Origin of the sequence: Allobosea sp. R86505, assembly GCF_042466375.1 — a bacterium.
Taxonomy (GTDB): Bacteria; Pseudomonadota; Alphaproteobacteria; order Rhizobiales; family Beijerinckiaceae; genus Allobosea.
Map to the genome: position 1 here is coordinate 3,469,652 of NZ_JAXHPY010000001.1, position 22,518 is coordinate 3,492,169.

At 68.1% G+C, this 22,518-nt stretch carries 24 protein-coding genes; 13 read left to right on the top strand and 11 right to left on the bottom strand.

The annotated features are described in order from the left end of the window. Nucleotides 1-2: 2 nt before the first annotated feature. The 3 genes from urtC to urtA form a co-directional block, all read right to left on the bottom strand. Nucleotides 3-1,142, bottom strand: coding sequence for an urea ABC transporter permease subunit UrtC (gene urtC, locus SJY11_RS16660; RefSeq protein WP_376987876.1), 1,140 nt, complete (start codon nt 1,140-1,142; stop codon nt 3-5). Beyond that, entirely contained in the window at nt 1,139-2,740 is a 1,602-nt protein-coding gene (gene urtB / locus SJY11_RS16665; RefSeq protein WP_376987878.1) for an urea ABC transporter permease subunit UrtB, read from the bottom strand. The genes urtC and urtB overlap by 4 nt, the downstream gene beginning before the upstream one ends. Before the next feature lie 149 nt (nt 2,741-2,889). After that, a complete protein-coding gene (urtA, locus tag SJY11_RS16670; RefSeq protein WP_376989355.1) occupies nt 2,890-4,119 on the bottom strand; it encodes an urea ABC transporter substrate-binding protein in 1,230 nt (409 codons plus the stop codon). A 697-nt stretch (nt 4,120-4,816) separates the two neighbouring features. Here urtA and rnr point away from each other — a divergent pair. From rnr to SJY11_RS16700, 6 genes are all read left to right on the top strand, one after another. After that, on the top strand, nt 4,817-7,159 hold the full coding sequence (rnr, locus tag SJY11_RS16675; RefSeq protein ID WP_376987880.1) for a ribonuclease R: 2,343 nt from the start codon (nt 4,817-4,819) through the stop codon (nt 7,157-7,159). Then, nucleotides 7,159-7,605 (top strand): DUF983 domain-containing protein, encoded by a 447-nt coding sequence (locus SJY11_RS16680; RefSeq protein ID WP_376987882.1) that lies wholly within the window; start codon nt 7,159-7,161, stop codon nt 7,603-7,605. The genes rnr and SJY11_RS16680 overlap by 1 nt, the downstream gene beginning before the upstream one ends. After that, the gene (locus SJY11_RS16685) at nt 7,602-8,336 is read left to right on the top strand and encodes an NUDIX hydrolase (protein ID WP_376987884.1); all 735 of its coding nucleotides are present in this window, start codon (nt 7,602-7,604) and stop codon (nt 8,334-8,336) included. Before SJY11_RS16680 ends, SJY11_RS16685 begins: the two co-directional genes overlap by 4 nt. Before the next feature lie 156 nt (nt 8,337-8,492). Continuing rightward, the gene (gene rpmG, locus SJY11_RS16690; protein ID WP_054141277.1) at nt 8,493-8,660 is read left to right on the top strand and encodes a 50S ribosomal protein L33; all 168 of its coding nucleotides are present in this window, start codon (nt 8,493-8,495) and stop codon (nt 8,658-8,660) included. 120 nt (nt 8,661-8,780) lie between these two features. Then, nucleotides 8,781-9,014: a BrnA antitoxin family protein gene (locus SJY11_RS16695; protein ID WP_326911935.1), complete on the top strand. Its 234-nt coding sequence runs from the start codon at nt 8,781-8,783 to the stop codon at nt 9,012-9,014. Nucleotides 9,015-9,221: 207 nt separating this feature from the next. Next, on the top strand, nt 9,222-9,422 hold the full coding sequence (locus SJY11_RS16700) for a hypothetical protein (protein ID WP_326911934.1): 201 nt from the start codon (nt 9,222-9,224) through the stop codon (nt 9,420-9,422). Between the two features lie 260 nt (nt 9,423-9,682). On the opposite strand, the gene SJY11_RS16705 is transcribed toward SJY11_RS16700, so the two are convergent. After that, on the bottom strand, nt 9,683-11,059 hold the full coding sequence (locus SJY11_RS16705) for a PleD family two-component system response regulator (protein ID WP_376987887.1): 1,377 nt from the start codon (nt 11,057-11,059) through the stop codon (nt 9,683-9,685). A gap of 18 nt (nt 11,060-11,077) precedes the next feature. Beyond that, the gene (locus SJY11_RS16710; protein ID WP_069057147.1) at nt 11,078-11,449 is read right to left on the bottom strand and encodes a response regulator; all 372 of its coding nucleotides are present in this window, start codon (nt 11,447-11,449) and stop codon (nt 11,078-11,080) included. 142 nt (nt 11,450-11,591) lie between these two features. Here SJY11_RS16710 and SJY11_RS16715 point away from each other — a divergent pair, with 142 nt between their 5' ends. Further along, the gene (locus SJY11_RS16715; RefSeq protein WP_376987889.1) at nt 11,592-11,882 is read left to right on the top strand and encodes a DUF3572 domain-containing protein; all 291 of its coding nucleotides are present in this window, start codon (nt 11,592-11,594) and stop codon (nt 11,880-11,882) included. Beyond that, nucleotides 11,879-13,237, top strand: a complete 1,359-nt coding sequence (locus tag SJY11_RS16720; protein WP_376987891.1) for a DNA polymerase IV — start codon at nt 11,879-11,881, stop codon at nt 13,235-13,237. The genes SJY11_RS16715 and SJY11_RS16720 overlap by 4 nt, the downstream gene beginning before the upstream one ends. On the opposite strand, the gene SJY11_RS16725 is transcribed toward SJY11_RS16720, so the two are convergent. Beyond that, entirely contained in the window at nt 13,194-14,030 is an 837-nt protein-coding gene (locus tag SJY11_RS16725) for a cell envelope integrity EipB family protein (protein WP_376987893.1), read from the bottom strand. The genes SJY11_RS16720 and SJY11_RS16725 overlap by 44 nt on opposite strands. A gap of 228 nt (nt 14,031-14,258) precedes the next feature. Here SJY11_RS16725 and SJY11_RS16730 point away from each other — a divergent pair, with 228 nt between their 5' ends. The 5 genes from SJY11_RS16730 to SJY11_RS16750 all read left to right on the top strand — a co-directional run bounded on the left by SJY11_RS16730 (nt 14,259) and on the right by SJY11_RS16750 (nt 18,002). Next, entirely contained in the window at nt 14,259-14,732 is a 474-nt protein-coding gene (locus tag SJY11_RS16730) for a RidA family protein (RefSeq protein ID WP_376987895.1), read from the top strand. After that, nucleotides 14,732-15,511: a glycerophosphodiester phosphodiesterase family protein gene (locus SJY11_RS16735; protein WP_376987896.1), complete on the top strand. Its 780-nt coding sequence runs from the start codon at nt 14,732-14,734 to the stop codon at nt 15,509-15,511. The genes SJY11_RS16730 and SJY11_RS16735 overlap by 1 nt, the downstream gene beginning before the upstream one ends. Further along, complete coding sequence (locus SJY11_RS16740; RefSeq protein WP_376987897.1) at nt 15,508-16,719, top strand: GNAT family N-acetyltransferase; 1,212 nt, start codon at nt 15,508-15,510, stop codon at nt 16,717-16,719. Before SJY11_RS16735 ends, SJY11_RS16740 begins: the two co-directional genes overlap by 4 nt. Beyond that, entirely contained in the window at nt 16,712-17,473 is a 762-nt protein-coding gene (locus SJY11_RS16745) for a hypothetical protein (protein WP_376987898.1), read from the top strand. Before SJY11_RS16740 ends, SJY11_RS16745 begins: the two co-directional genes overlap by 8 nt. Nucleotides 17,474-17,573: 100 nt before the next feature. Then, nucleotides 17,574-18,002: an HIT family protein gene (locus SJY11_RS16750; RefSeq protein WP_376987899.1), complete on the top strand. Its 429-nt coding sequence runs from the start codon at nt 17,574-17,576 to the stop codon at nt 18,000-18,002. 9 nt (nt 18,003-18,011) lie between these two features. Here SJY11_RS16750 and SJY11_RS16755 read toward each other — a convergent pair whose 3' ends face one another. From SJY11_RS16755 to clpS, 5 genes are all read right to left on the bottom strand, one after another. Then, nucleotides 18,012-18,389 (bottom strand): AzlD domain-containing protein, encoded by a 378-nt coding sequence (locus SJY11_RS16755; RefSeq protein WP_376987900.1) that lies wholly within the window; start codon nt 18,387-18,389, stop codon nt 18,012-18,014. After that, a complete protein-coding gene (locus SJY11_RS16760; protein ID WP_376987901.1) occupies nt 18,386-19,108 on the bottom strand; it encodes an AzlC family ABC transporter permease in 723 nt (240 codons plus the stop codon). Before SJY11_RS16760 ends, SJY11_RS16755 begins: the two co-directional genes overlap by 4 nt. A gap of 165 nt (nt 19,109-19,273) precedes the next feature. Further along, a complete protein-coding gene (locus tag SJY11_RS16765) occupies nt 19,274-19,552 on the bottom strand; it encodes a hypothetical protein (protein WP_376987902.1) in 279 nt (92 codons plus the stop codon). A gap of 4 nt (nt 19,553-19,556) precedes the next feature. Beyond that, nucleotides 19,557-22,094, bottom strand: coding sequence for an ATP-dependent Clp protease ATP-binding subunit ClpA (gene clpA / locus SJY11_RS16770; RefSeq protein ID WP_376987903.1), 2,538 nt, complete (start codon nt 22,092-22,094; stop codon nt 19,557-19,559). Between the two features lie 48 nt (nt 22,095-22,142). Beyond that, entirely contained in the window at nt 22,143-22,484 is a 342-nt protein-coding gene (gene clpS, locus SJY11_RS16775) for an ATP-dependent Clp protease adapter ClpS (protein ID WP_066716606.1), read from the bottom strand. Nucleotides 22,485-22,518: the final 34 nt, after the last annotated feature.

The following is a 22,518-nucleotide window of genomic DNA, read 5'->3' on the forward strand; positions in this document are numbered from 1 at the left end:
CGTCACTCCGCCGGGGCCGGTTCGGGCGCTGTCGCGGGAGGCGGCCGGCGCCTTTTCTCCCACCAGTCCTGCGCCGTGCCGAGGATGCCCTTGGGCATGAAGAGGGTGACGAAGACGAAGAGCGCACCGAGCGCAAACAGCCAGTAGGGCGCCATGAAGCCGGAGGTGAAGATCGTCTTGGCGTAGTTGACGACGCCGCCGCCCAGCGCCGCGCCGACCAGCGTGCCGCGCCCGCCGACGGCGACCCAGATCACGGTCTCGATCGAGTTGGCGGGGGCGAATTCGCTGGGGTTGATGATGCCGACCTGGGGCACGTAGAGCGCCCCCGCGACGCCCGCCATGCAGGCCGAGACCGTGAAGACGAAGAGCTTGAAGCGGTCGACCCGGTAACCGAGGAAGCGCGTGCGCGACTCCGCGTCGCGGATCGCGATGACGACCTTGCCGAGCTTCGAGACGACGATGCCGCGCGCGATCAGGAAGCCCGCGATCAGCATGACGCAGGTCATGGAAAACAGAGCCGCGCGAGTCGCTTGCGCCTGGACGTTAAAGCCGAGGATGTCCTTGAAATCGGTCAGGCCGTTGTTGCCGCCGAAGCCCATGTCGTTGCGAAAAAAGGCGAGCAGCAGGGCGTAGGTCAGCGCCTGGGTGATGATCGAGAGATAGACGCCGGTGACTCTGCTGCGGAAGGCGAACCAGCCGAAGACGAAGGCGAGCAGCCCGGGCGCGAGCAGCACCATCAGCATGGCGAAGGGGAAGGAGTCGAAGCCGTACCAGTACCAGGGCAGCTCCTTCCAGTTCAGGAAGACCATGAAGTCCGGCAGGATCGGGTTGCCATAGGTGCCGCGCGAGCCGATCTGGCGCATCAGATACATGCCCATCGCATAGCCGCCGAGCGCGAAGAAGGCGCCGTGGCCGAGCGAGAGGATGCCGCAATAGCCCCAGACGAGGTCGAGCGAGATCGCCAGCAGCGCGTAGCAGAGATATTTGCCCCAGAGCGACATGGTCGAGGTCGGGACATGGAAGGGCGAGCCGGCCGGCACGAGCAGGTTCAGCGCCGGGATCAGGATGGCGAGGCCGGCGATGAGGGCGAGGAAGACCGTGCCGCGCCGGTCCATGTCCTGCAGGAGGAAGCGCGCGATCATGCCTCCACCGCCCGGCCCTTGAGCGCGAACAGGCCGCGCGGGCGCTTCTGGATGAAGAGAATGATGAAGACGAGCAGCGCGATCTTGCCGAGCACCGCCCCCGCATAGGGTTCGAGCAGCTTGTTGGCGACGCCCAGCGTCATGGCGGCGACCAGCGTGCCCCAGAGATTTCCGACCCCGCCGAAGACCACGACCATGAATGAGTCGATGATGTAGCTCTGGCCGAGATTGGGGCTGACATTGTCGATCTGCGAGAGCGCGACACCGGCGAGCCCCGCCACGCCGGAGCCGAGCCCGAAGGTCAGCGCGTCGACGCGGCCCGTGCGGATGCCCATGGCCGAGGCCATGCGCCGGTTCTGGGTGACGGCGCGCATCTGCAGGCCGATCGGCGTCAGCTTCAGGATCGCCAGCAGGGCGGCGAAGACGAGCCCGGCGAAGACGATGATCCAGAGCCGGTTCCAGGTGATGGCGAGCTGGCCGATCTCGACCGCGCCCGACATGAAGGCCGGCGCGCCGACCTCGCGGTTGGTGGGCCCAAAGGCGGTGCGGACCGCCTGCTGCAGGATCAGGCTGATGCCCCAGGTCGCGAGCAGCGTCTCCAGCGGCCGGCCATAGAGGAAGCGGATGACGCCGCGCTCGATGGCGATGCCCACCAGCCCCGCCACCAGGAAGGCGAGCGGCACGGCGATCAGCAGCGAATAGTCGAACAGGCCCGGCGCACTGGTGCGGATGACCTCCTGGACGATGAAGGTCGTGTAGGCGCCGATCATGACCATCTCGCCATGGGCCATGTTGATCACGCCCATCACGCCGAAGGTGATGGCCAGCCCGATCGCGGCGAGCAGCAGCACCGAGCCGAGCGAGAGCCCGTACCAGAGGTTCTGTCCGGCCCGCCACAGCGCCAGCCGGCCCTCGATGTCGGAGACGGCGCGGGCCTGGGCGTCCTTCAGCGAGGCGGAGGCGTCGGCCGGCAGCGAGCGCAAAGTCGCCAGAGCATCCTGGTCGCCGCGCTCGCGCAGCACGTCGATGGCGGCGATGCGGTCGAAGGGCGGTGCGTCCGGCTTCGCGACGAGGATGGCGGCCTGGGCCTGGCGCAGCACGGCCTTGACCCGCGCATCGGCCTCCTTGGCGATGGCGCCTTCGAGCACCGGCAGAAGCGACGCATCACGCGATTTGAACACGGCCTCGGCCGCGGCGATGCGCCGGCCGGCATCGGGATTGAGCAGGCCGAGACCGCCCAGCGCGCCCTGAATGGTGCGGCGGACGCTGTTGTTGAGCCGTACGGCCGCCAGACCCGAAGGCGCGGCAGCGAGAGCCGCGCCGGTGCGGGCATCGAGGACGCGGCCATCCGGCATCCGGACGACGACGGCGCCGCCACCGGCCAGCAGCCGGCCCTCGGCCAGCGCCTCGATGATCACGGCCGCCTGCGGATGCGCCTGGGCGATCAGCGCTTCGATGGCACGGTTGGTTTCGGAAAAACTGTCGGCACCGAGCCGGACGAAGGCGTCGTCGGCGCTCTGGGCGGTTGCCGCGCCCGGGTGGAGCGCGAGCAGCATCGCCAGCGCCAGGGTGCGCAGAAGGCAGGACAGGATCCGCATGGGCTCGCTTCGAATGATCCGTCGGCGGGCGGAGCGCAGCGCCGGGTCGTGGTTTCGCGAACACCCCCGGCCCGAGCCGGGGGTGCCGCTGATTGCGAGGGCCGGCCGGGCCTTATGGCGCCCGTGCCGGCCCTCCCCCTCTCAAGTCGTCAGGCGCCGCCGCACTTGCCGGTCTTGGTGTTGAAGTTGCCGCACTTCTTCTCGACCCAGTCGCCGATCAGGTCCTTCGAACCGTCGAGGTGCTTGGACCAGGCGTCTCCGGGCACGAGATCAGTCTTGGAGACCACGTCGAACTGGCCGTCGGCCCTGATCTCGCCGATCAGCACGGGCTTGGTGATGTGGTGGTTGGGGAGCATCGTCGAGATGCCGCCGGTCAGGTTCGGCGCCTGGATGCCCGGCAGCGCGTCGATCACCTTGTCGGGATCGAAGCTCTTGGCCTTCTCGACCGCCTTCACCCACATGGCGAAGCCGATGACATGGGCCTCCATCGGGTCGTTGGTGACGGCCTTGTCGTTCTTCTTGAAGGCCTTCCACTGCTTGATGAAGGCCTCGTTCTCCGGCGTCTTGACCGACTGGAAGTAGTTCCAGGCGGCGAGATGGCCGACCAGCGGCTTGGTGTCGATGCCGGCCAGTTCCTCCTCGCCGACCGAGAAGGCGACGACCGGGATGTCGGTGGCCTTGACGCCCTGGTTGCCGAGTTCCTTGTAGAAGGGCACGTTGGCGTCGCCGTTGATCGTCGAGACCACGGCGGTCTTCTTGCCGGCGGTGCCGAACTTCTTGATGTCGGAGACGATCGTCTGCCAGTCGGAATGACCGAAGGGCGTGTAGTTGATCATGATGTCCTCCTTGGCCACGCCCTTGGCGAGCAGATAGGCCTCGAGGATCTTGTTGGTTGTGCGCGGATAGACGTAGTCGGTGCCGGCCAGCACCCAGCGCTGAACCTTCTCTTCCTTCGCGAGATAGTCGACCGCGGGGATCGCCTGCTGGTTCGGCGCCGCGCCGGTGTAGAAGACGTTGCGCTCGCTTTCCTCACCCTCGTACTGGACGGGGTAGAACAGGATCGAGTTCAGCTCCTTGAAGACGGGCAGCACGGATTTGCGGGACACGGAGGTCCAGCATCCGAACACGGCCGAGACCTTGTCCTTGGTGATCAGTTCGCGGGCCTTCTCGGCGAACAGCGGCCAGTTCGAAGCCGGATCGACGACGACGGCCTCGAGCTTCTTGCCGAGCACGCCGCCTTTCTTGTTCTGCTCCTCGATGAGCATGAGCATGACGTCCTTCAACGTCGTCTCGGAGATCGCCATCGTGCCCGAGAGCGAGTGAAGGATGCCGACCTTGATGGTCTCCTGCGCCGCCGCCGGCAGATGGGATGCAAGCATGGTGGCGCCCGCGAGTGCGGCGCCCAGAATAACGCGACGTGTGGTGTTCACGGATGATCCCCCGAACCAACCCTGGTTGGCCGCGCCTTCGAACAGGCGTCGGCGGGCCTCCCCGGCCCGGAGACTGAACTGGCAAGGGGCGTGCCAACGGCACAACCGGACGTTACAGGCCCACAAGTCTCTGCCATTCATGCGCCGTCAACGCCATTTCCTGCGAGGCAGCCGCTCCAACACGCAAGGATCGTGCATCAGCGCCATGTCTGCCCATTTCATGAGCAGACGAACCGCCCACCGAACAGGCAGCGGCACGTCACGTCGACGATACCGCCGCAAAAGCCGGCTTCGCAGCGGCGAAAGGCAGCGCGTTTTTTGACATTTACGCCGTGACGGGAATCGCCCTAGCCTCCTCTGGTCGGTAACAACTGAAAGGAGGTGATCCAGTGTCTCATTGTCATCAACCGCTGGTTCAAGGCGGGCAGACAGGGTCTCTCTCTCCGTGGGGGTCGTGTTCCGCCTGAGTTTTGGACCTTCAGGCCCGGTTACCGGGGCTGCGGTTCGGCAATGGAAGGGCTGCCCGAAAGGGCGGCCCTTCTTCCGTTGCAGGGGAGGAATCCACCGCCGGTTCTGGTATCCGGCCGTCGCGCATGCCACATCAGGCGGATGACGCAGTCCCTGCCCCATCCGGAAAGCTTCGGCCTTGTCCGCGCCTGAACCCAGCCGCGAGGCGATCCTCGACTTCATCGACGCAGAGCGCGAAGCCGGGCGCGAGGTCGGCCGCCGCGAGATCGCCAAGGCGTTCGGGCTCTCGGGCGGCGGCAAGATCTGGTTGAAGCGCCTGCTCAAGGAGCTCGAGGAAGAGGGCGAGACCGGCGGCGACGGCGTCGAGCGGCCAGTGCATCCGCGCGGCGCCCTGCCCCCGGTGCTGCTCTGCGAGATCAAAGGCAAGGATCGCGACGGCGACGCCTATGCCGTGCCGCTCGAGTGGAACGAGGCCGATCACGGCACGGCGCCCCGCATCCTGATCGAGCGGCCGCGCGAGTTCCGGGCGAAGCGCCATGCCGCGCCGGCGCCGGCCTTCGGTGACCAGGTGCTGCTCAAGCTGACGCGGCTGAAGGGCGTCGAGGGTTATCCCTATTCCGGTCGCGTGCTGAAGGTGATGGGCAAGGGCAAGGCGCAGGTGCTCGGCATCTTCCGCGCCATGCCGGACGGTTCGGGCCGCCTGATCCCGATCGACAAGAAGGCGCAAGGGCGCGAGGCGCTGATCCCGAAGGGCCAGACCGGCGATGCGCAGGATGGCGACCTGGTCTCGGTGGCGCTGCGACGCGAGACCCGCTTCGGCCCGCCCGAAGCGCAGGTCAAGGAGCGGCTGGGCTCGCTGAAGTCGGAGCGGGCGGTGAGCCTGATCGCGATCCACGCCCATGGCATTCCCAACGTCTTCCAGCCGGCCACGATCGCGGAAGCCGAGGCGGTGCGGCCGGCCGGCACGGCGGGACGCGAGGACTGGCGCGACCTGCCCCTGATCACGATCGACCCCGCCGACGCCAAGGACCATGACGACGCCGTCCATGCCGCGCCCGACGGCGACCCCGACAACCCCGGCGGCCATGTCGTCACCGTCGCGATCGCCGATGTCGCGGCCTATGTCAGGCCGGGCTCCGCGCTCGACCGGGAGGCGCTGGAGCGCGGCAACTCGGTCTATTTCCCCGACCGCGTCGTGCCGATGCTGCCAGAGCGGATCTCGAACGATCTGTGCTCCCTGCGCGAGGGCGAGGACCGGCCCGCGCTGGCGGTGCGGCTCGTGCTCAAGGCCGACGGCTCGAAGAAGAGCCATTCCTTCCACCGCATCCTGATGCGCTCGGCCGCCAAGCTCTCCTACCAGCAGGCGCAGGCCGCCATCGACGGACAGGGCGACGAGAAGGCCTCGGCCGTCCGCGACACGATCCTGATGCCGCTCTGGGCGGCCTATGGCGTGGCGGCGCGCGCCCGCGATGCGCGCCAGCCGCTGGATCTCGACCTGCCCGAGCGCAAGCTGATCCTGAAAGCGGACGGCTCGGTCGACCGCGTCGTCGTGCCGGAGCGGCTGGCGGCGCACAAGCTGATCGAGGAGTTCATGATCCTCGCCAATGTCGCGGCGGCTGAGACCCTGGAGAAGGCCGGCAGCCTGCTGATCTATCGCTGCCATGACGAGCCTTCGCTCGAGAAGATGCGCGCGCTCGGCGAGGTGCTGGCCTCGATCGGCATCAAGCTGCCCAAGGAGGGCGTGCTGCGCCCGGCGCTGTTCAACCGCATCCTCGGCATGATCAAGGGCTCGGAGAACGAGATCTTCATCAACGAGGTCGTGCTGCGCAGCCAGGCCCAGGCGGAGTATGTCGCCGAGAATTACGGGCATTTCGGGCTCAATTTACGCCGCTACGCCCATTTCACCTCGCCGATCCGGCGCTATGCCGATCTCGTCGTCCACCGCGCCCTGATCGCGGCCCAGCGCTTCGGCGAGGACGGCCTGCCGAAGGGCACGACGTTGGAGACGCTGCGCGAGGTCTCGACGCGGATCTCGGCCGCCGAGCGGCGCGCCATGGCGGCCGAGCGCGAGACGGTGGACCGGCTGATCGCGCATTTCCTCGCCGACCAGATCGGCGCCTCCTTCGATGGGCGCATCGGCGGCGTCAACAAGGCGGGGCTCTTCGTCAAGCTCGACGGCACCGGCGCCGACGGCTTCATTCCTGCCTCGACGCTCGGCGCCGACTACTACCGCTACGACGAGGCGGCGCATGCCCTCATCGGCGAGCGCACGGGCGAGAGCTTCCGCCTCGGCGACCGCGTCCATGTGAAGCTCGTCGAGGCGGCACCGGTCGCCGGCGCGCTGCGCTTCGAACTGCTCTCGGCCGGCCGCGCGGCGACGGGAGGCGGCCTCGGCGGACACGGGCCCGCGCCGCGCCGCGGCAAGGCCGGCGCCTTCGGCGGTCCGCCCGGTGGCCGCAGCGGCCCGGGGCGCTTCGCCAAGGGCAAGGCCGGCAAACCCAAATCCGGAAAGAGGCGGTGATGGCAGTCCAGATCCACACGGCGGCCCCCCAACCGCAGGCGCGAGACTGGCGCCGGGCGATCGGCAACGGCCTGCGCAGGCGCTGCCCGCATTGCGGCCAGGGGCGCCTGTTCAAGGGCTTCCTGAAGCCGGTCGACACCTGCGAGGCCTGCGGCGAGGCGCTGCATCACCAGCGCGCCGACGATCTGCCGCCCTATGTCGTCATCACCATCGTCGGGCATGTCGTCGTCGGCGGCCTGCTGCTGGCCGAAAAATACGCCGACTGGTCGATGGGCCTGCACATGGCGATCTGGCCGGCGCTGACCATCATCCTCTCCCTGCTGCTGATGCAGCCGGTGAAGGGCGGCGTCATCTGGCTGCAATGGGCGATGCGCATGCACGGCTTCGGCGGGATGCCGGACCTGCCGGAACGCCAACCCTTGCCGCCTGCGGTCCAGCAGCCATGAACGACCACGCCGTCACCCTGACGAACGCCGAGCGGGTTCGGGTCGCCGCCAATCAGCGCCCCCGCGACGCGGCGACGATGATGATCCTCGACCTCAGGGCCGCCAAGCCGCGGATCCTGATGGGCAAGCGCCATGCCGGCCACAAGTTCATGCCGGGCAAATATGTCTTCCCAGGCGGGCGCCTCGACCCGGGCGACCGTCGCATGGCTGCCACCGGAGCGCTGGCCCAGATCTGCGAGGACCGCCTGCTGAAGCGCACCGTGCGCCCCAGCATCGGCAAGGCGCGCGCGCTGGCGCTGGCGGCGATCCGCGAGACCTTCGAGGAGACCGGCCTGCTCTTCGGCTCGGCGGATTACGGTGCACCCGAGGCGCCGCCGGCCGGAAGCTGGACGGACTTCGCCGCCCACGGCGTCTATCCCGATCTCTCCGCCGTCTCCTATGTGGCACGCGCGATCACGCCGCCGCGGCGCCCCAAGCGCTTCGACACCCGCTTCTTCACCGTCGACGCCTCGGCCGTCGCCAAGCGCATCGAGAACGTGGTCGGGCCCGATTCGGAGCTGGTCGACCTGGTCTGGGTCGATTTCGACGAGGCGAAGGCGCTCGATCTGCCGACGATCACCAAGGTGATCATCCAGGAGGTCGAAGCCCGGATCGAAGGGGGTTTCGCGCCCTTTCTGCCGGTGCCCTTCTACTGGGAGAAGAATGGCGCCTTCGTCCGCGAGGAACTCTGAGGCTTCGGCCGGGGCGATGCGCGGCGCACAGCGCCATGGCGCCTTGACTTCGGCGGGGCTTTCCGGCATTCCCACGCCCGACGGTTTGCCGGGTTCGCCCGGCCTTTCTCATTTTCCGTGGGCCTCATCAGCCCCGCATGGTTCGAGGATATCCCCATGGCCAAGGCCGTGACCATCAAGATCAAGCTGCTTTCGACCGCCGACACCGGCTACTTCTACGTGACGAAGAAGAACTCGCGCACGATGACCGAAAAGATGTCGATGAAGAAGTACGACCCCGTCGCGCGCAAGCACGTCGAGTTCAAGGAAACCAAGATCAAGTGAGGCGCTTGCGCCTGCCGATCCCGGTCGCCATCGAAACCGCCCTCTCCCGGGCGGTTTTTTGTTGCCGGAGCGACGCTGGCGGCGTGAGCCCCCGCCCCTCCGCAGGAAGGTCATGACGCCATGAGCACCGACAGGCCCCGCCGGCCGATGAGCGCACGCGACAAGGCCGAGGCGCTGTTCACCGTGGCCGTACCGAGGGTGGCCCCGCCTGCGGAGAAGCGCATGGCCGTGCCCGGCGCGCGCGAACTCGTCTCGCTGCGGATCGACAGCGACGTGCTCGCGCATTTCCAGGACGAGGGCCCCGGCTGGCAGGACCGCATCAACGCAGCGCTGCGGCGCGCGACCGGGCTTTAGACATTCCTCCGCCGGCGGCGGGCGCATCCTGCCAGGATGACGATGCAGCGAGACCCGGAGAGCGACTTTTTGCTCGGCTGCGGCGCAATTGTCACGCCGCGGCACGCTGAATGATGTCAGGTTGAGGATCGGTCGGGGGCGACGACCACCTGCGGCAGCGATGCGCGCTGCGCAGGCGTTCGTCCCTCGTCACCGGAAGACCGACCCGTGAACGCCGCAGACCCCGATCCCGACGCCCGCAGCACGCCTCACGGGGCCGGCCGCCGGCTGCTGAAACTCCTCATCGAAATCGATTCCTCGCGCTTCCTCGGCAACCGCGTCGTCGCGGCGGTTGCGCTCATCGCCATCCTCGCGATTTTCGCCGGGCTCGGCTATCTCGTGCCGGCCGTGCTCTCGCAGTATTTCTGAGGCGGGGGAGAGGTGGCCGGCCGGCGGCGGTTCTGAGGAGGCCAGAATGTCCGCAACCGACCGGCCGAGCCCTCCGGGTTCCCAGGAGATGCGGCGGACCTGAGAGCCGGGGGGCGTCGCGATGCAGCCATTGACGCTGCGTCGGCCGGACCATTGCAGGGGCAAGGCCTTCGAATCAATCGCGCGGACGCGATTCACCAATGATCTTCGGCGCTTAACCTTACCGCGTAACCAGTCGCGGCGCCGCGCAGCGCGCCGCGTCAGGCGGCGTTGGCGGCGATGACGCGATTGCGGCCATTGGCCTTGGCCAGATAGAGCGCGTCGTCGGCGCGCTTCATGATCTCGGCGGGCGAGGCGTCGCCGGCGCGCCGGCTCGACACGCCGATCGAGACGGTGACGGGAATGCTGTTCGTCGCGCCCTGAATGCCGAAGGGTTCCGACACGACCCGCTCGCGGATGCGTTCGGCAACCGCATAGGCGGCGTCGAGCGCCGTATCCGGCAGCACCACGACGATCTCCTCGCCCCCCATGCGGGCGACGAGATCGATGCCGCGGGTGCAGGAGCGGACGCGGTCGGCGAATTCGCGCAGAACCTCGTCGCCGACATCATGGCCGTAGCTGTCGTTGACCCGCTTGAAATGGTCGATGTCGAGCACGAGCAGGGCCAGCGAGCGGGCGCGCAGGGCGGATTCGTCGAACAGCGCCGCCATGCGGATGTCCATGTAGCGGCGGTTGTGCAGCCCGGTGAGCTGGTCCATCACCGCCATCTCCATCGACGACTGCACGCTGTCGCGCAGCTTCTCGGTGAACCGCTTGCGGCGCACCTGGGTGCGGACGCGGGCGAGCAGCTCGTTGCGATCGATCGGCCGGATCAGAAAGTCATGCGCGCCGATCTCGAGGCCACGCAGGATGCGGGTGCGGTCCTCCGCCTCCCCCATCATCAGCACGGAGACGTTGCGGGTCCGCTCGAGCGACCGCAGCTGGCTGCACAGGCGCAGCCCGTCATAGCCCTGCAGATCGAGGCTGACGAGGACGCTGTCGAAATCGCCCTCGACGGCGCGCAGCAGCGCCTGCTGCGGGTCCGGCTCGGTCTCGACGACATGGAAGGCCGACAGGGCACTCTCCAGTCGCTCGATCACGCGCGGCCGGTCCTCGACCACGAGGATGCGGCCGTTCAGCCCCGTCTCCGAGGCCGCCGCCGCCAGCGGATCGGCGATGCCGAGGCGGCGCGAGGCGAGCGCGCGGTTGCGCAGTTCGTCGGTCATCGATTTCAGCCGCACGAGGCTGCGGACCCGCGCAAAGAGCGCGGTGTCGTCGAGCGGCTTGGTCAGGAAATCATCGGCCCCGGCATCGAGACCCTTGAGCCGGTCGCCCGGCTGGTTGAGCGCGGTGACCATCACGACGGGGATATGCGCCGTCGTCGCCTCGCTCTTGAGGCGACGGCAGACGTCGAAGCCGTTCATGCCTGGCATCATCACGTCGAGCAGGACGATGTCGGCCTCGCCACGTTCGCAAATGGCGATGGCGTCGGGGCCGTTCAGCGCGGTGACGACGTCGAAATACTCCGCGGAGAGCTTCGCCTCCAGCAGCTTCACATTGGTGACGATGTCGTCGACGACGAGGACGCGCGCGGACATGGGTTCGCTTTCGAAGGCTCAGGCCGCGCCGGCATAGGCGCGGACGGTCTCCAGGAACTTCGCGACCGAGATCGGCTTCGAGAGATAAGCCTCGCAGCCGCCCTCCCGGATGCGTTCCTCGTCGCCCTTCATCGCGAAGGCGGTGACCGCGACGACCGGAATCGCCTTCAGGTCGTCATCCTCCTTCAGCCATTTCGTGACCTCGAGCCCCGAAACCTCGGGCAGCTGGATGTCCATGAGGATGAGGTCGGGATGATGCGCCCGGGCCAGCTCGATCGCCTCGATGCCGTCGGCCGTCTTCAGCGTGGCGTAGCCATGCGCCTCGAGGAGGTCGTTGAAGAGCTTCATGTTGAGCTCGTTGTCCTCGACGATCAGAACCGTCTTCATGATGCCGCCCTTCATTTGCGCCACGGACATCGGGGACTGATCCAGATTGTCCAAGCTGGCAGCCTCGTTCCATGATGCGTAACACGTAAGCCGTTGACGAAACGCAAACCCGAAGACCGATTCCGACAGGAGCCTTTCGAAAGCCATGGCCAGATCACCGAGCCTCGACGAAGCGGAGATGCTGGCCCTGCGCGCCCTGGGCTTTCTCGCCGCCGAGCCCGAGCGGCTCGAGCCCTTTCTCGCCGTCACCGGCCTAGGACCGGCGACCTTGCGGGCGGCGGCGGGGGAGCCGGCCTTTCTCGCCGCCGTTCTCGAGCATGTCGGCGGCAGCGATTCGCTGCTGCTCGAATTCGCCGCCAATCTCGGCGTGGCCCCCGAGACGGTCGCCCTGGCGCGCGAGCGCCTGAGCGGTCCGCCCGGCGGCGTGGCCGATTGAGCGCGGTGCAGCCCGTGGCGGCGCGGCGCGTCCTCTGCCGCGACTGCCTGACCGAGCACGAGGCGGAGGGGGATTCGCCCCGCCGCTGCCCGGCCTGCGGCTCGCCACGGCTGCTGCGGCACCCCGAGCGGGATGCCCTCAGCCTCGCGCATATCGACTGCGACGCCTTCTACGCCGCCATCGAGAAGCGCGACGATCCCAGCCTGCTCGACAAGCCGGTGATCATCGGCGGCGGCAAGCGCGGTGTCGTCTCGACCGCCTGCTACATCGCCCGGACCTATGGCGTGCGCTCGGCCATGCCGATGTTCAAGGCGCTGAAGGCCTGCCCGCAGGCCGTGGTCGTCAAGCCCGACATGGCGAAATACGTCGCCGTCGGCCGGCAGGTGCGCCGACTGATGCAGGAGCTGACGCCGCTGGTCGAGCCGATCTCGATCGACGAAGCCTTCCTCGACCTCGCGGGCACGGAGCTCTTGCACCATGCCAGCCCCGCGATCACGCTGGCGCGTTTCGCCCGGCGGATCGAGGCCGAGATCGGCATCACCGTCTCGGTCGGGCTGTCCTATGCGAAGTTCCTGGCCAAGGTCGCCTCCGACATGGACAAGCCGCGCGGCTTCTCGGTGATCGGGCGGGCGGAAGCCGTGGCCTTCCTTTCCGCCAAGCCGGTCGGTCTCATTCCCGGCATTGGCCAGGCCAGCGCGGCCAAGCTGGCCGAGGCGGGCTTCCGTCTGATCGGCGATCTGCGCGAGGCGCCGGTCGAAAAACTCTTCCGGCTGGCCGGCAAGGACGGCCCGCGGCTGAAGAACCTCGCCAACGGCATCGACCCGCGCCGTGTCACGCCCGACCGCGAAACCAAGAGCGTGTCCAGCGAGACCACGCTGGATGTCGACCTGTCCCGCTTCGAGGAGCTGGAGCCGGTGCTCTGGCGCCTCTGCGAGAAGACCTCCAAGCGTCTGAAGCATCAGGAACTGGCGGGCCGAACGATCACGCTGAAGCTGAAGACGGCGGATTTCCATTCGATCACGCGGGCGACGCGGCTGCCCGAGCCGACCCAGCTCGCCGCGCGGCTGTTCGTGGCGGGACGCGAGCTGCTGCGGCGCGAATGCACCGGGCCGCGCTACCGGCTGATCGGCATCGGCGCGAGCGACCTGACCGGCCCGGAAGAAGCCGACCACGGCGATCTCGCCGATGTCGCGACACCGCGGCTGAAGGCGATGGAGGGGGCCCTCGACAGCCTGCGCGCGCGCTTCGGCGACGCCGCGATCGGCAAGGGCCTGAGCCTGCGCCTGCCGCAGCGGGCCGGCTCCGGCACCGCTATTTCGCGCAATCCGCCTGAGGCAGAAGATCCAGACGCGTGAGCGTGCCGCGCAGCGCGAAGCTGCCGTAATCGAGCCTGACGGCGCCGGTGACGCCGTTCTCGTAGAGCTCGAACGAGATCGTGTAGGTCGGCGTCGTCTCGCCGGAGCCGACCTTGAAATAGGACATCGTCACCGGCCAGCGGGCCAGCTTCTCGAATTCGGGGCGCTGCAGCGGCTCCTCGGCGGGCTTGCTGTCGAGCTTGCGGCCGATGACCGAAAGCGTCTCGTAGACGTCCTTGCCGCCATTGGCGCCGTCATAGAGCCGGACGTTCAGCGTGTTGCGCCCCTCGCGCGCCGCCTTGATGACCGCCTTCATCTGGGCATTGGGGAACAGGGCCGCGACCGGCTCGCGATGCGTCTCGGGCTTGGGCGCGGTCAGCTTGACCTCATAGCCCTGCCCCGTGCGGGTCGCCGTGCCATCGACGGTCTCCTTCGGGGTGCCGCTGGCCGAACTCTCGGTCTTGAAGCGGTAGCTCCCGCCGTCGCCGGCCTCGAAGCTCGTCGTCCGCGCATCGATCAGCCGCGGGCCGCCCTCGCCGCTCTGGAGCTGCGTGACTTGCCGGAAGGAGAGCGCATAGCCGTCGCAGGCGTCGCCGGTGAAATCGAAGGCGATGCGGCCGCGGGCCGAGTCGACGTTCTTGGTCGCCTTGCCGGAATCGAGCACCAGATCATAGACCGCCCGGTGCGGGGCGAGGACGACGCGATCGGCCGGTTGCGCCTGGGCGCCGGCCGGCCCGCTCCAGAGCGCCAGGAGCGCCAGACACCCCGCCCAACCGGTTGCGTTCGTCGTCATCGGGCCCGTCGCCTTCCCTGTTCATGCTGCGGGAATCTAGGTGCATTGCGGCGATGGCGCAAACAAGGCGACGGTGCGGCCTGTGGTGCTGTCGCCGCTCGCACTGCGCGGGCGACGCGGCAGCGCGGCGCATGGCGGCCAGCTTGCGGGCGGCCCGGGCATCGGCCATGAAAGACGCCTGCGTGCGGGACGGTGCTCCCGCCGACAGCACCCTGTGGAGCCGTCCCGATGAACGCCGTCGATACCCGTCTCGCCGAACTCGGCATCACCCTGCCGACCCCGGCCGCGCCGATCGCGAACTATGTCCCCCACGTCATCAGCGGCAATCTCCTGGTGATCTCGGGGCAGCTCTGCTTCGGGCTCGACGGCAAGCTCTCCGACGCCCACAAGGGCAAGCTCGGGGGCGAGATCTTCAACGAGGCCGGTCTCGAGGCCGCGCGGCTCTGCGCCATCAACGTGCTCGCCCAGGCCAAGGCGGCGCTGAACGGCGATCTCAGCCGGATCACCCGCTGCGTGCGTCTCGGCGGCTTCATCAATGTCGCGCCGCATTTCGCCGCCCTGCCCGCGATCATGAACGGCGCCTCGGACCTGATGGTCGATGTGCTCGGCGACAAGGGCCGCCATGCCCGCTCGACGATCGGCGTGGCGCAGTTGCCGGCCGATGCGGCGGTCGAGGTCGAGGCGATGTTCGAGATCGCCTGATGCGCGGCCCTCTCCTGAACGACGGTGCCCGTCCCGATCTCGGCTGGCTGATCGCCCGCCCGATCGCCCATCGCGGGCTCCATGACGCCGCCGCGGGCGTGATCGAGAACAGCGGTCCGGCAGCCGAGGCGGCCATCGCCGGCGGGTTCGGCATCGAATGCGACATCCAGCTCAGCGCCGATGGCGAGGCGATGGTCTTCCATGATTTCGTGCTGGACCGGCTGACCGAGCGCCAGGGCGCCGTCTCGGCACAGACGGCGGAGGCGCTCGCGGCGATTCCGCTGCGCGGCAGTAATGCCCGCATCCCGACGCTTTCGGGCTTTCTCGACCTGATCGGCGGGCGGGTGCCACTCGTGATCGAGATCAAGAGCCGATTCGACGGCGATCTCAGGCTGACCCGGCGCGCCGCCGAGATCGTCGCCGGCCGCGCCAGTCAGCCGATCGTGTTCAAATCCTTCGATCCCGACATCGTCGCGGCGCTGCACGAGATCGCTCCCACTGTGCCGCGCGGGATCGTCGCGATGAACGACTATTCCTATCCGGACTATGCCCATCTCGATGCGGGCCAGCGTCGGGCCATGGCCAATCTGCTGCATTTCGAGCGGAGTTGGCCGGATTTCCTGTCCTGGAGGGTCACGGATCTCGACAGCGCGGCGCCCTATCTCTGCCGCAACGTCCTGGGCATGCCGCTGATGAGCTGGACGGTGCGGACCCCGGAGGACCGGGAGAAGGCCTCGCGACTCGCCGACCAGATGGTGTTCGAGGGCTTCAAGCCTTGAGCGAGAGCGGGGCCGACGACCTCCGGGTGCGCGTCGCGACCTCGCTGAAGGCGGTTCCGGCCGCGGCCTGGAACGCCTGCGCCCATCCGCAGGCGCAAGACGCGATGGCGGCGGGGTTCGATCGCGAAAACCCCTTCGTCTGCCATGAATTCCTGCGTGCGCTCGAGGAGAGCGGCTGCGTCGGCGGCCGCTCGGGCTGGTCGCCGGCCTATCTGCTGGTTGAGGATGGCGAGGACAGGCTCCTCGCCGCCGCGCCGAGCTTCCTCAAAAGCCACAGCCAGGGCGAATATGTCTTCGACCACAGCTGGGCCGAGGCCTATCAGCGGGCGGGCGGGCGCTACTACCCGAAGATCCAGGTCGCGGCGCCCTTCACCCCTGCGACCGGGCCACGTCTGCTGGTGGCGCCCGGTCCGCGGGCGGGACAGGCCCGCGCCGGGCTGATCGCGGGGCTGGAGGCGCTGTGCGACCAGACCGAAGCCTCATCCGTCCATGTCACCTTCGCTGGGGAGCCCGACGTCGCGACGTTGCGGGAGGCCGGCTATCTCGAGCGGCACGACCTCCAGTTCCACTGGTGCAACGAGGGTTTCGGCACCTACGACGACTTCCTGGCGACGCTGGCCTCGCGCAAGCGCAAGGCGCTGAAGCGCGAGCGCCGCGAGGCGCTGGCCGCCGGGATCACCATCGAGGTGCTCAGCGGCAGCGACCTGACCGAGGGGGTCTGGGACGATTTCCATGCGTTCTACGAGGATACCGGTTCGCGCAAATGGGGGCGGCCCTATCTGAACCGGGCCTTCTTTTCCTGCGTCGGCGCGGCGATGGGCGAGCGGATCGTGCTGGTGATGGCGAAGCGCGACGGGCGCTACATCGCCGGCGCGATCAATTTCCGCGGCGCCGACACGCTCTATGGCCGCAACTGGGGCTGCATAGAGGATCACCCCTTCCTGCATTTCGAGGTCTGCTACCACCGGGCCATCGACTATGCGATCGCGCAGGGGCTCGCCCGCGTCGAGGCGGGAGCTCAGGGCGAGCACAAGCTGGCGCGCGGCTACCGCCCCGTGGTGACCCGGTCGCTGCACCATCTGGCCGATCCCGGCCTGAAGCGGGCGGTCGCCCATTACCTGACACGCGAGCGGGCGCAGATCGCCGAGGCGCAGGCGGCGCTGGCGGCCGAAAGCCCGTTCCGCAAATCCGGCGATGCCGATGTCTGATCCAAAAGGCTCCGCCGGGCCTGCCTTCTGGGAGGACGGCGAACTGGGCTACCGGCGCAGCCTGACCGATTTCGCGCAGGGTCAGCTGACGCTGGACGAGCCCTATCGACTGGCGCATCTGCCGCTCGTCGCGCCGGACCATCCCCGCGTGATCGCGCGGCAGGAGGGGCGATCCTATGAGATAGGGCGGCATCCGCCCGTCTTCTCGTTGGTCCTGCCCATCGACGGAGCCCTGCTGGCAGCGTCGGAGCCCTTCCAAAAGCTCGACGCCGAGATGCGCGCGGCTCCGTTCGCAGCGAAGATCGCCTGGGACATCCTGCCGCGACGCGCACAGCGGCTGCATGCGACGTTGTGCGGCACGCTCTCGACCGGGGACGCGCCGACGATCTCGAACGATACCCGCGCCGCCCTCTCCCGAATCGAGCCCTTCGCGGTCGATCTGCGCGGGCCCTTCTCGGGCAACGTCAATCGCGGGCGGATCTATCTGCGGGTCTATCCGCAGAAGCGGGACGGGCTGAACCCGATCCATGAAGTGCAGGCGGCCTTCGGTCGCCCGCCCGGCGATCTCTACCTCGTCGGGCTCTACAACCTGACCGACGATCTCGACGCCAGCGAGACCGCCGCGCTGGCGGAGATCATCGCGCGCTGGTGGGGCGTGTCGCTGGTGCGCATTGAGGTGACGGAACTCTGGCTGCTCGGTGCCTGCGACGATCTGGTCCTGGATTCGCAGATCGCCGACAGGCTGGCCCTCTAAGCCGAGGCGCCGATCTCCGCGAAACCGCTCCGGCCTTGACGCCGACCGCCCGGGCGCGACAGGCTGGCGCCCCGTTCGTCCCGCCTGCCCCGGATGTCGCATGACCGCCTATGATCCCAGCAACGTCTTCGCCCGCATCCTGCGGGGCGAGCTGCCTTCCCACACGGTCTACGAGGACGAGGCGACGGTCGCGATCATGGACATCATGCCGCGGGCCGACGGGCATGTGCTGGTGATCCCCAAGGTGGCCTGCCGAAATGTGCTGGACGCGCCGCCCGAGGCGCTCCAGGCGGTCGCGCTGACGACGCAGAAGCTGGCGCGCGCCGTGAAGGCGGCATTCGACGGCGATGGCGTCACGATCCAGCAATTCAACGAGGCGGCCGGCGGACAGGTGGTGTTCCACCTGCATGTCCATGTCATTCCGCGCCATGACGGGGTTGCGATGAAACCCCACACCGGCGCGATGGAAAAGCCCGAGGTCCTCGCCGCGAACGCCGACAAGATCAGGGACGCGCTGAAGGCCCTCTGAGCGGGTCCGTCACGGCGCCAGCAGCCAATAGGCGCCGCCGATCAGCGTCGCCTCCCCCGCCAGCACCGCCAGCATCACCCGCCTTCGGTCGAACAGCATGATCGCGAGCGTGACCGTGAGCGCCCCGACCCGCAGGGCGAGCGGCACGGCGGCGAGCGCACCGGGCGGCGCCACGATCAGCTTGGCGACGATGCCGGCGAGCAGCGCCGTCGCCACCGCCCTCACCCATTCGAGCGCGGGCGAATCGGCGTCGATCCGCCGCGAGAACGCCACCGCGAGCCAGCGCCAGATCTCGGTCGGCAGCACCGCAAACAGCACCAGCGCGAGATAGGGCCAGAGCGGGCCGTCGAGCCAGGCGATCGGCGGGGTGATCGCGGTCGCCGTCATGGCGCTGCCTTCTTCGGCCGCAGCGCGAAGGCGATCGAGCCCGCGATCAGCCCGGCGACGATCAGGTCGAAGCCGCCGCCGATGAAGCGGTCGCAGATCGGCGCCAGCGCGAGGCCGAGCACGATGGCCGTGACATCGCCGCGATGGCGCAGGCCCGCCGTGAGCGAGGCGAGGAAGAAGATCGGCGTCAGGCAGAGCAGCCCGGCGGCGAAGGGGATCGGCAAGGCGCCGATCAGATAATAGCCGAGGAAGGTGCCGACGGAGCTCGTCGCCATGCAGGTGTTGGCGAAACCGAGGAAATAGGCGACGCGCTGCGGCGGCGGCACATGCGGCAACCGGCGCAGGCCTTCCGTCCAGGCCGTCACCGCGACGTAATGCGCGAGCAGGAGCTGCATGCCGACGCCCTGCCCCGGGCGGCGCAGCAAGGGCAGGATCGCCACCGTCATCGGGAGGAAGCGCAGCGAGGCGAAGCCGACCGCGATCGCGATCGCGCTCCAGGCGGCACCGGCCGCAATCGAGGCGAAGAAGATCACCTGCGAAGGGCCGGCCCAGACCAGCATCGTCGAGAGCACCGCGACCTCGACGGGGTAGCCGACATCGCGCGCCAGCGAGCCGATGCCGACCAGCCCGAAGCCGACGACCCAGGCCGGCAGCGACAGCGCGTCGCGCATGCCGGCCAGCGCGACGCGCCACCAGGTCCAGTCTGCGGATACGGTCATGGCAGGATCGGCACGCGGGGGCTTGGAGGACGGGGAGAGCAGGTCCCGTCCCGAACGGCGGTCTGCGAGAGTCCTTCTAGCCCGGAGCGGGCGCCGAACCGAGCCGCGACGATGGGCGGTCGGCCTTGCGCCGGCTGCAAAGGCTTATCGGGGACGAGAGCCGCGTCAGCGCCCGCCCTTCATGACGATACCCAGCAACTCATTGCCGAAATCGATGATTTCCTTGGGGATCCCGCCGATCGCCTGCACCCCGAGATAGATCAGGTAGACGAAGGCGGGAACGAGAATCCAGCCCAGGATTTCCTCGAACATCTTGCGCCGGCGCCGGCGCCGGTCGCGCTTCTCGAACCAGCTCAGCTTTTCCTTGCGCGCCGAAACGGCCTGTTCCGGCGCGGGCTCGGCCGCATGGGCGAGCAGCGTATCGGTCTTTCGCCTGAACAACACGGTCTCAAGCCTTCGTCAGCGGGACCTTGGGGACGGTGCGGACCGAGCGCTGGCCCTTGGGCGCCTCCGGCCCCTTGCCGCCGCCGTCTCCCTTGCCGGCCTTGCCGGCCGGGCCACTGCGGCGCGGCGGGGCGGGAGCCGGCTTGGCAGCGGCCGCCTTCGCACGCGGCTTGCGCTCGCGCTTCTCGGCCGCGGCGGCGACGTCCTTCTCGGGCTTGGGCTTGACCGGCCCGTCGGGGAATTCGAGGCCGAGCACCTTGATGCCGGTCTCGGACTGGACCACGACGACGCGAACCGCCCCGCCATTCTTCAAACGTCCGAACAGCACCTCGTCGGCGAGCGGCGTCTTGATCGTCGACTGGATCAGCCGGGCCATCGGGCGGGCGCCCATGGCCTCGTCATAGCCGTTCTCGACCAGCCATTCGCGCGCCTCGTCCGAGAGCTCGATGGTGACGTTGCGGTCGGCGAGCTGGGCCTCGAGCTGGAGCACGAACTTGTCGACGACGCGGGCGACCACCGTCTTCGGCAGATGGCCGAAGGACACCACCGAATCGAGGCGGTTGCGGAATTCCGGCGCGAACAGCTTGTTGATCGCCTCCGTATCGTCGCCCTCGCGCTTCTGCCGAGTGAAGCCATAGGCGTTGCGGGCCATGTCGGCGGCACCGGCATTGGTGGTCATGATCAGGATGACGTTCCTGAAATCGACCTGCTTGCCGTTGTTGTCGGTCAGCTTGCCGTGGTCCATGACCTGAAGAAGGATGTTGAACAGGTCGGGATGGGCCTTCTCGATCTCGTCGAGCAGCAGCACGCTGTGCGGATGCTGGTCGATCTGGTCGGTCAGAAGCCCACCCTGGTCGAAGCCGACATAGCCCGGAGGGGCGCCGATCAGCCGCGAGACGGTGTGGCGCTCCATATATTCCGACATGTCGAAGCGGATCAGCTCGACGCCGAGCGAGGTCGCGAGCTGGCGGGCGACCTCGGTCTTGCCGACGCCGGTGGGCCCCGCGAAGAGATAGCAGCCGATCGGCTTCTCGCCGTCGCGCAGGCCGGCACGGGCGAGCTTGATCGAGGAGGACAGCGCCTCGATCGCCTTCTCCTGCCCGTAGACAGTGCGCTTCAGCGTGGTCTCGAGGTTGCGCAGCACCTCGGCATCGTCCTTCGAGACGGTCTTGGCCGGGATTCGGGCCATCGTGGCGATGGCCGCCTCGATTTCCTTCACGCCGATCGTCTTCTTGCGCTTGTTCTCGGCGACCAGCATCTGCGAGGCGCCGGTCTCGTCGATGACGTCGATCGCCTTGTCAGGCAGCTTGCGGTCATGGATGTAGCGCGCCGACAGTTCCACCGCCGCCTTGATGGCGTCGTTGGTGTAGCGCAGCTTGTGGAACTCCTCGAAATAGGGCTTCAGCCCCTTGAGGATCTCGACCGTGTCCGGGATCGAGGGCTCGCTGACGTCGATCTTCTGGAAGCGGCGTACCAAAGCCCGGTCCTTCTCGAAGTACTGGCGGTACTCCTTGTAGGTGGTCGAGCCGATGCAGCGCAGGCTGCCCGAGGCGAGCGCCGGCTTGAGCAGGTTCGAGGCGTCCATGGCGCCGCCCGAGGTCGCACCGGCGCCGATCACCGTGTGGATCTCGTCGATGAACATGATCGCCTTGGGATGGGCCTCGATCTCCTTCATCACCTGCTTGAGGCGTTCCTCGAAATCGCCGCGATAGCGGGTGCCGGCGAGCAGCGTGCCCATGTCGAGCGAGAAGACGGTGGCGTCTTCCAGCACCTCGGGCACCTGGCCGCGGGTGATCTTGAGAGCAAGTCCCTCGGCGATGGCGGTCTTGCCGACACCGGGATCGCCGACCAGCAGCGGATTGTTCTTCTGCCGGCGGCAGAGGATCTGGATCGTGCGCTGGACCTCGGCCTCGCGCCCGATCAGCGGGTCGATCCGCCCATCGCGGGCCTTGCGGTTGAGATTGACGCAATAGGCGTCGAGCGCGCTTTCCTTCTTCTTCTTGTCCTTGTCGGCGTCGTTGACCGGATCGGCCGCGCGCGAATCGCGCTGCTGCTCGGGCTCCTCCTCGACGCCGCGGACGGGCCGTGCCTCGCTGGCGCCGGGGCGCTTGGCGATGCCGTGGCTGATGTAGTTGACCGCGTCGTAACGGGTCATGTCCTGCTCCTGCAGGAAATAGGCGGCGTGGCTCTCGCGCTCGGCGAACATCGCCACCAGCACATTGGCGCCCGTCACCTCTTCCCGGCCCGACGACTGGACATGGATGACCGCTCGCTGGATGACGCGCTGGAAGCCGGCGGTCGGCTTCGAATCATCGCGCCCGTCGGTGACGAGATTGGCGAGTTCGGCGTCGATATAGTCGACGAGATTGCGCCTGAGCGTGTCGAGATCGACGCTACAGGCGCGCATCACCGCAGCCGCGTCCTGGTCGTCGACCAGAGCGAGCAGCAGATGTTCGAGAGTGGCGTATTCGTGATGGCGTTCGTTGGCGAGCGCCAGAGCCCGGTGAAGCGCCTGTTCGAGACTGCGCGAGAAACTCGGCACGGATTGCGCTCCTATTCCGATTTCGAGGGGATGAGCGAACTCAAGAGGCTACTTCTTCTCCATCACGCATTGCAGCGGATGCATGTGCTTGCGCGCCAAATCCATGACCAGCGTCACCTTGGTCTCGGCGACCTCATAGGTGAAGACCCCGCATTCGCCGACGCCGTTCTGATGCACATGCATCATGATCTGCGTCGCCGCCGCGCGGTCCTTCTGGAAAAAGCGCTCGAGCACATGAACGACGAACTCCATGGGGGTGTAGTCGTCGTTCAGAAGCAGGACACGGTAGAGATTGGGCTTGCGGGTGCGCGTCCGGGTCAGGACGGCCGTGCCGGCGCCCTCGCGCCCGCCATCGGCCGGCGGCCCCGCCCGGCGCGGCCGGTCGGCCATGGACGGCGCGGTCCCGACGGAGGCCACGCATGAA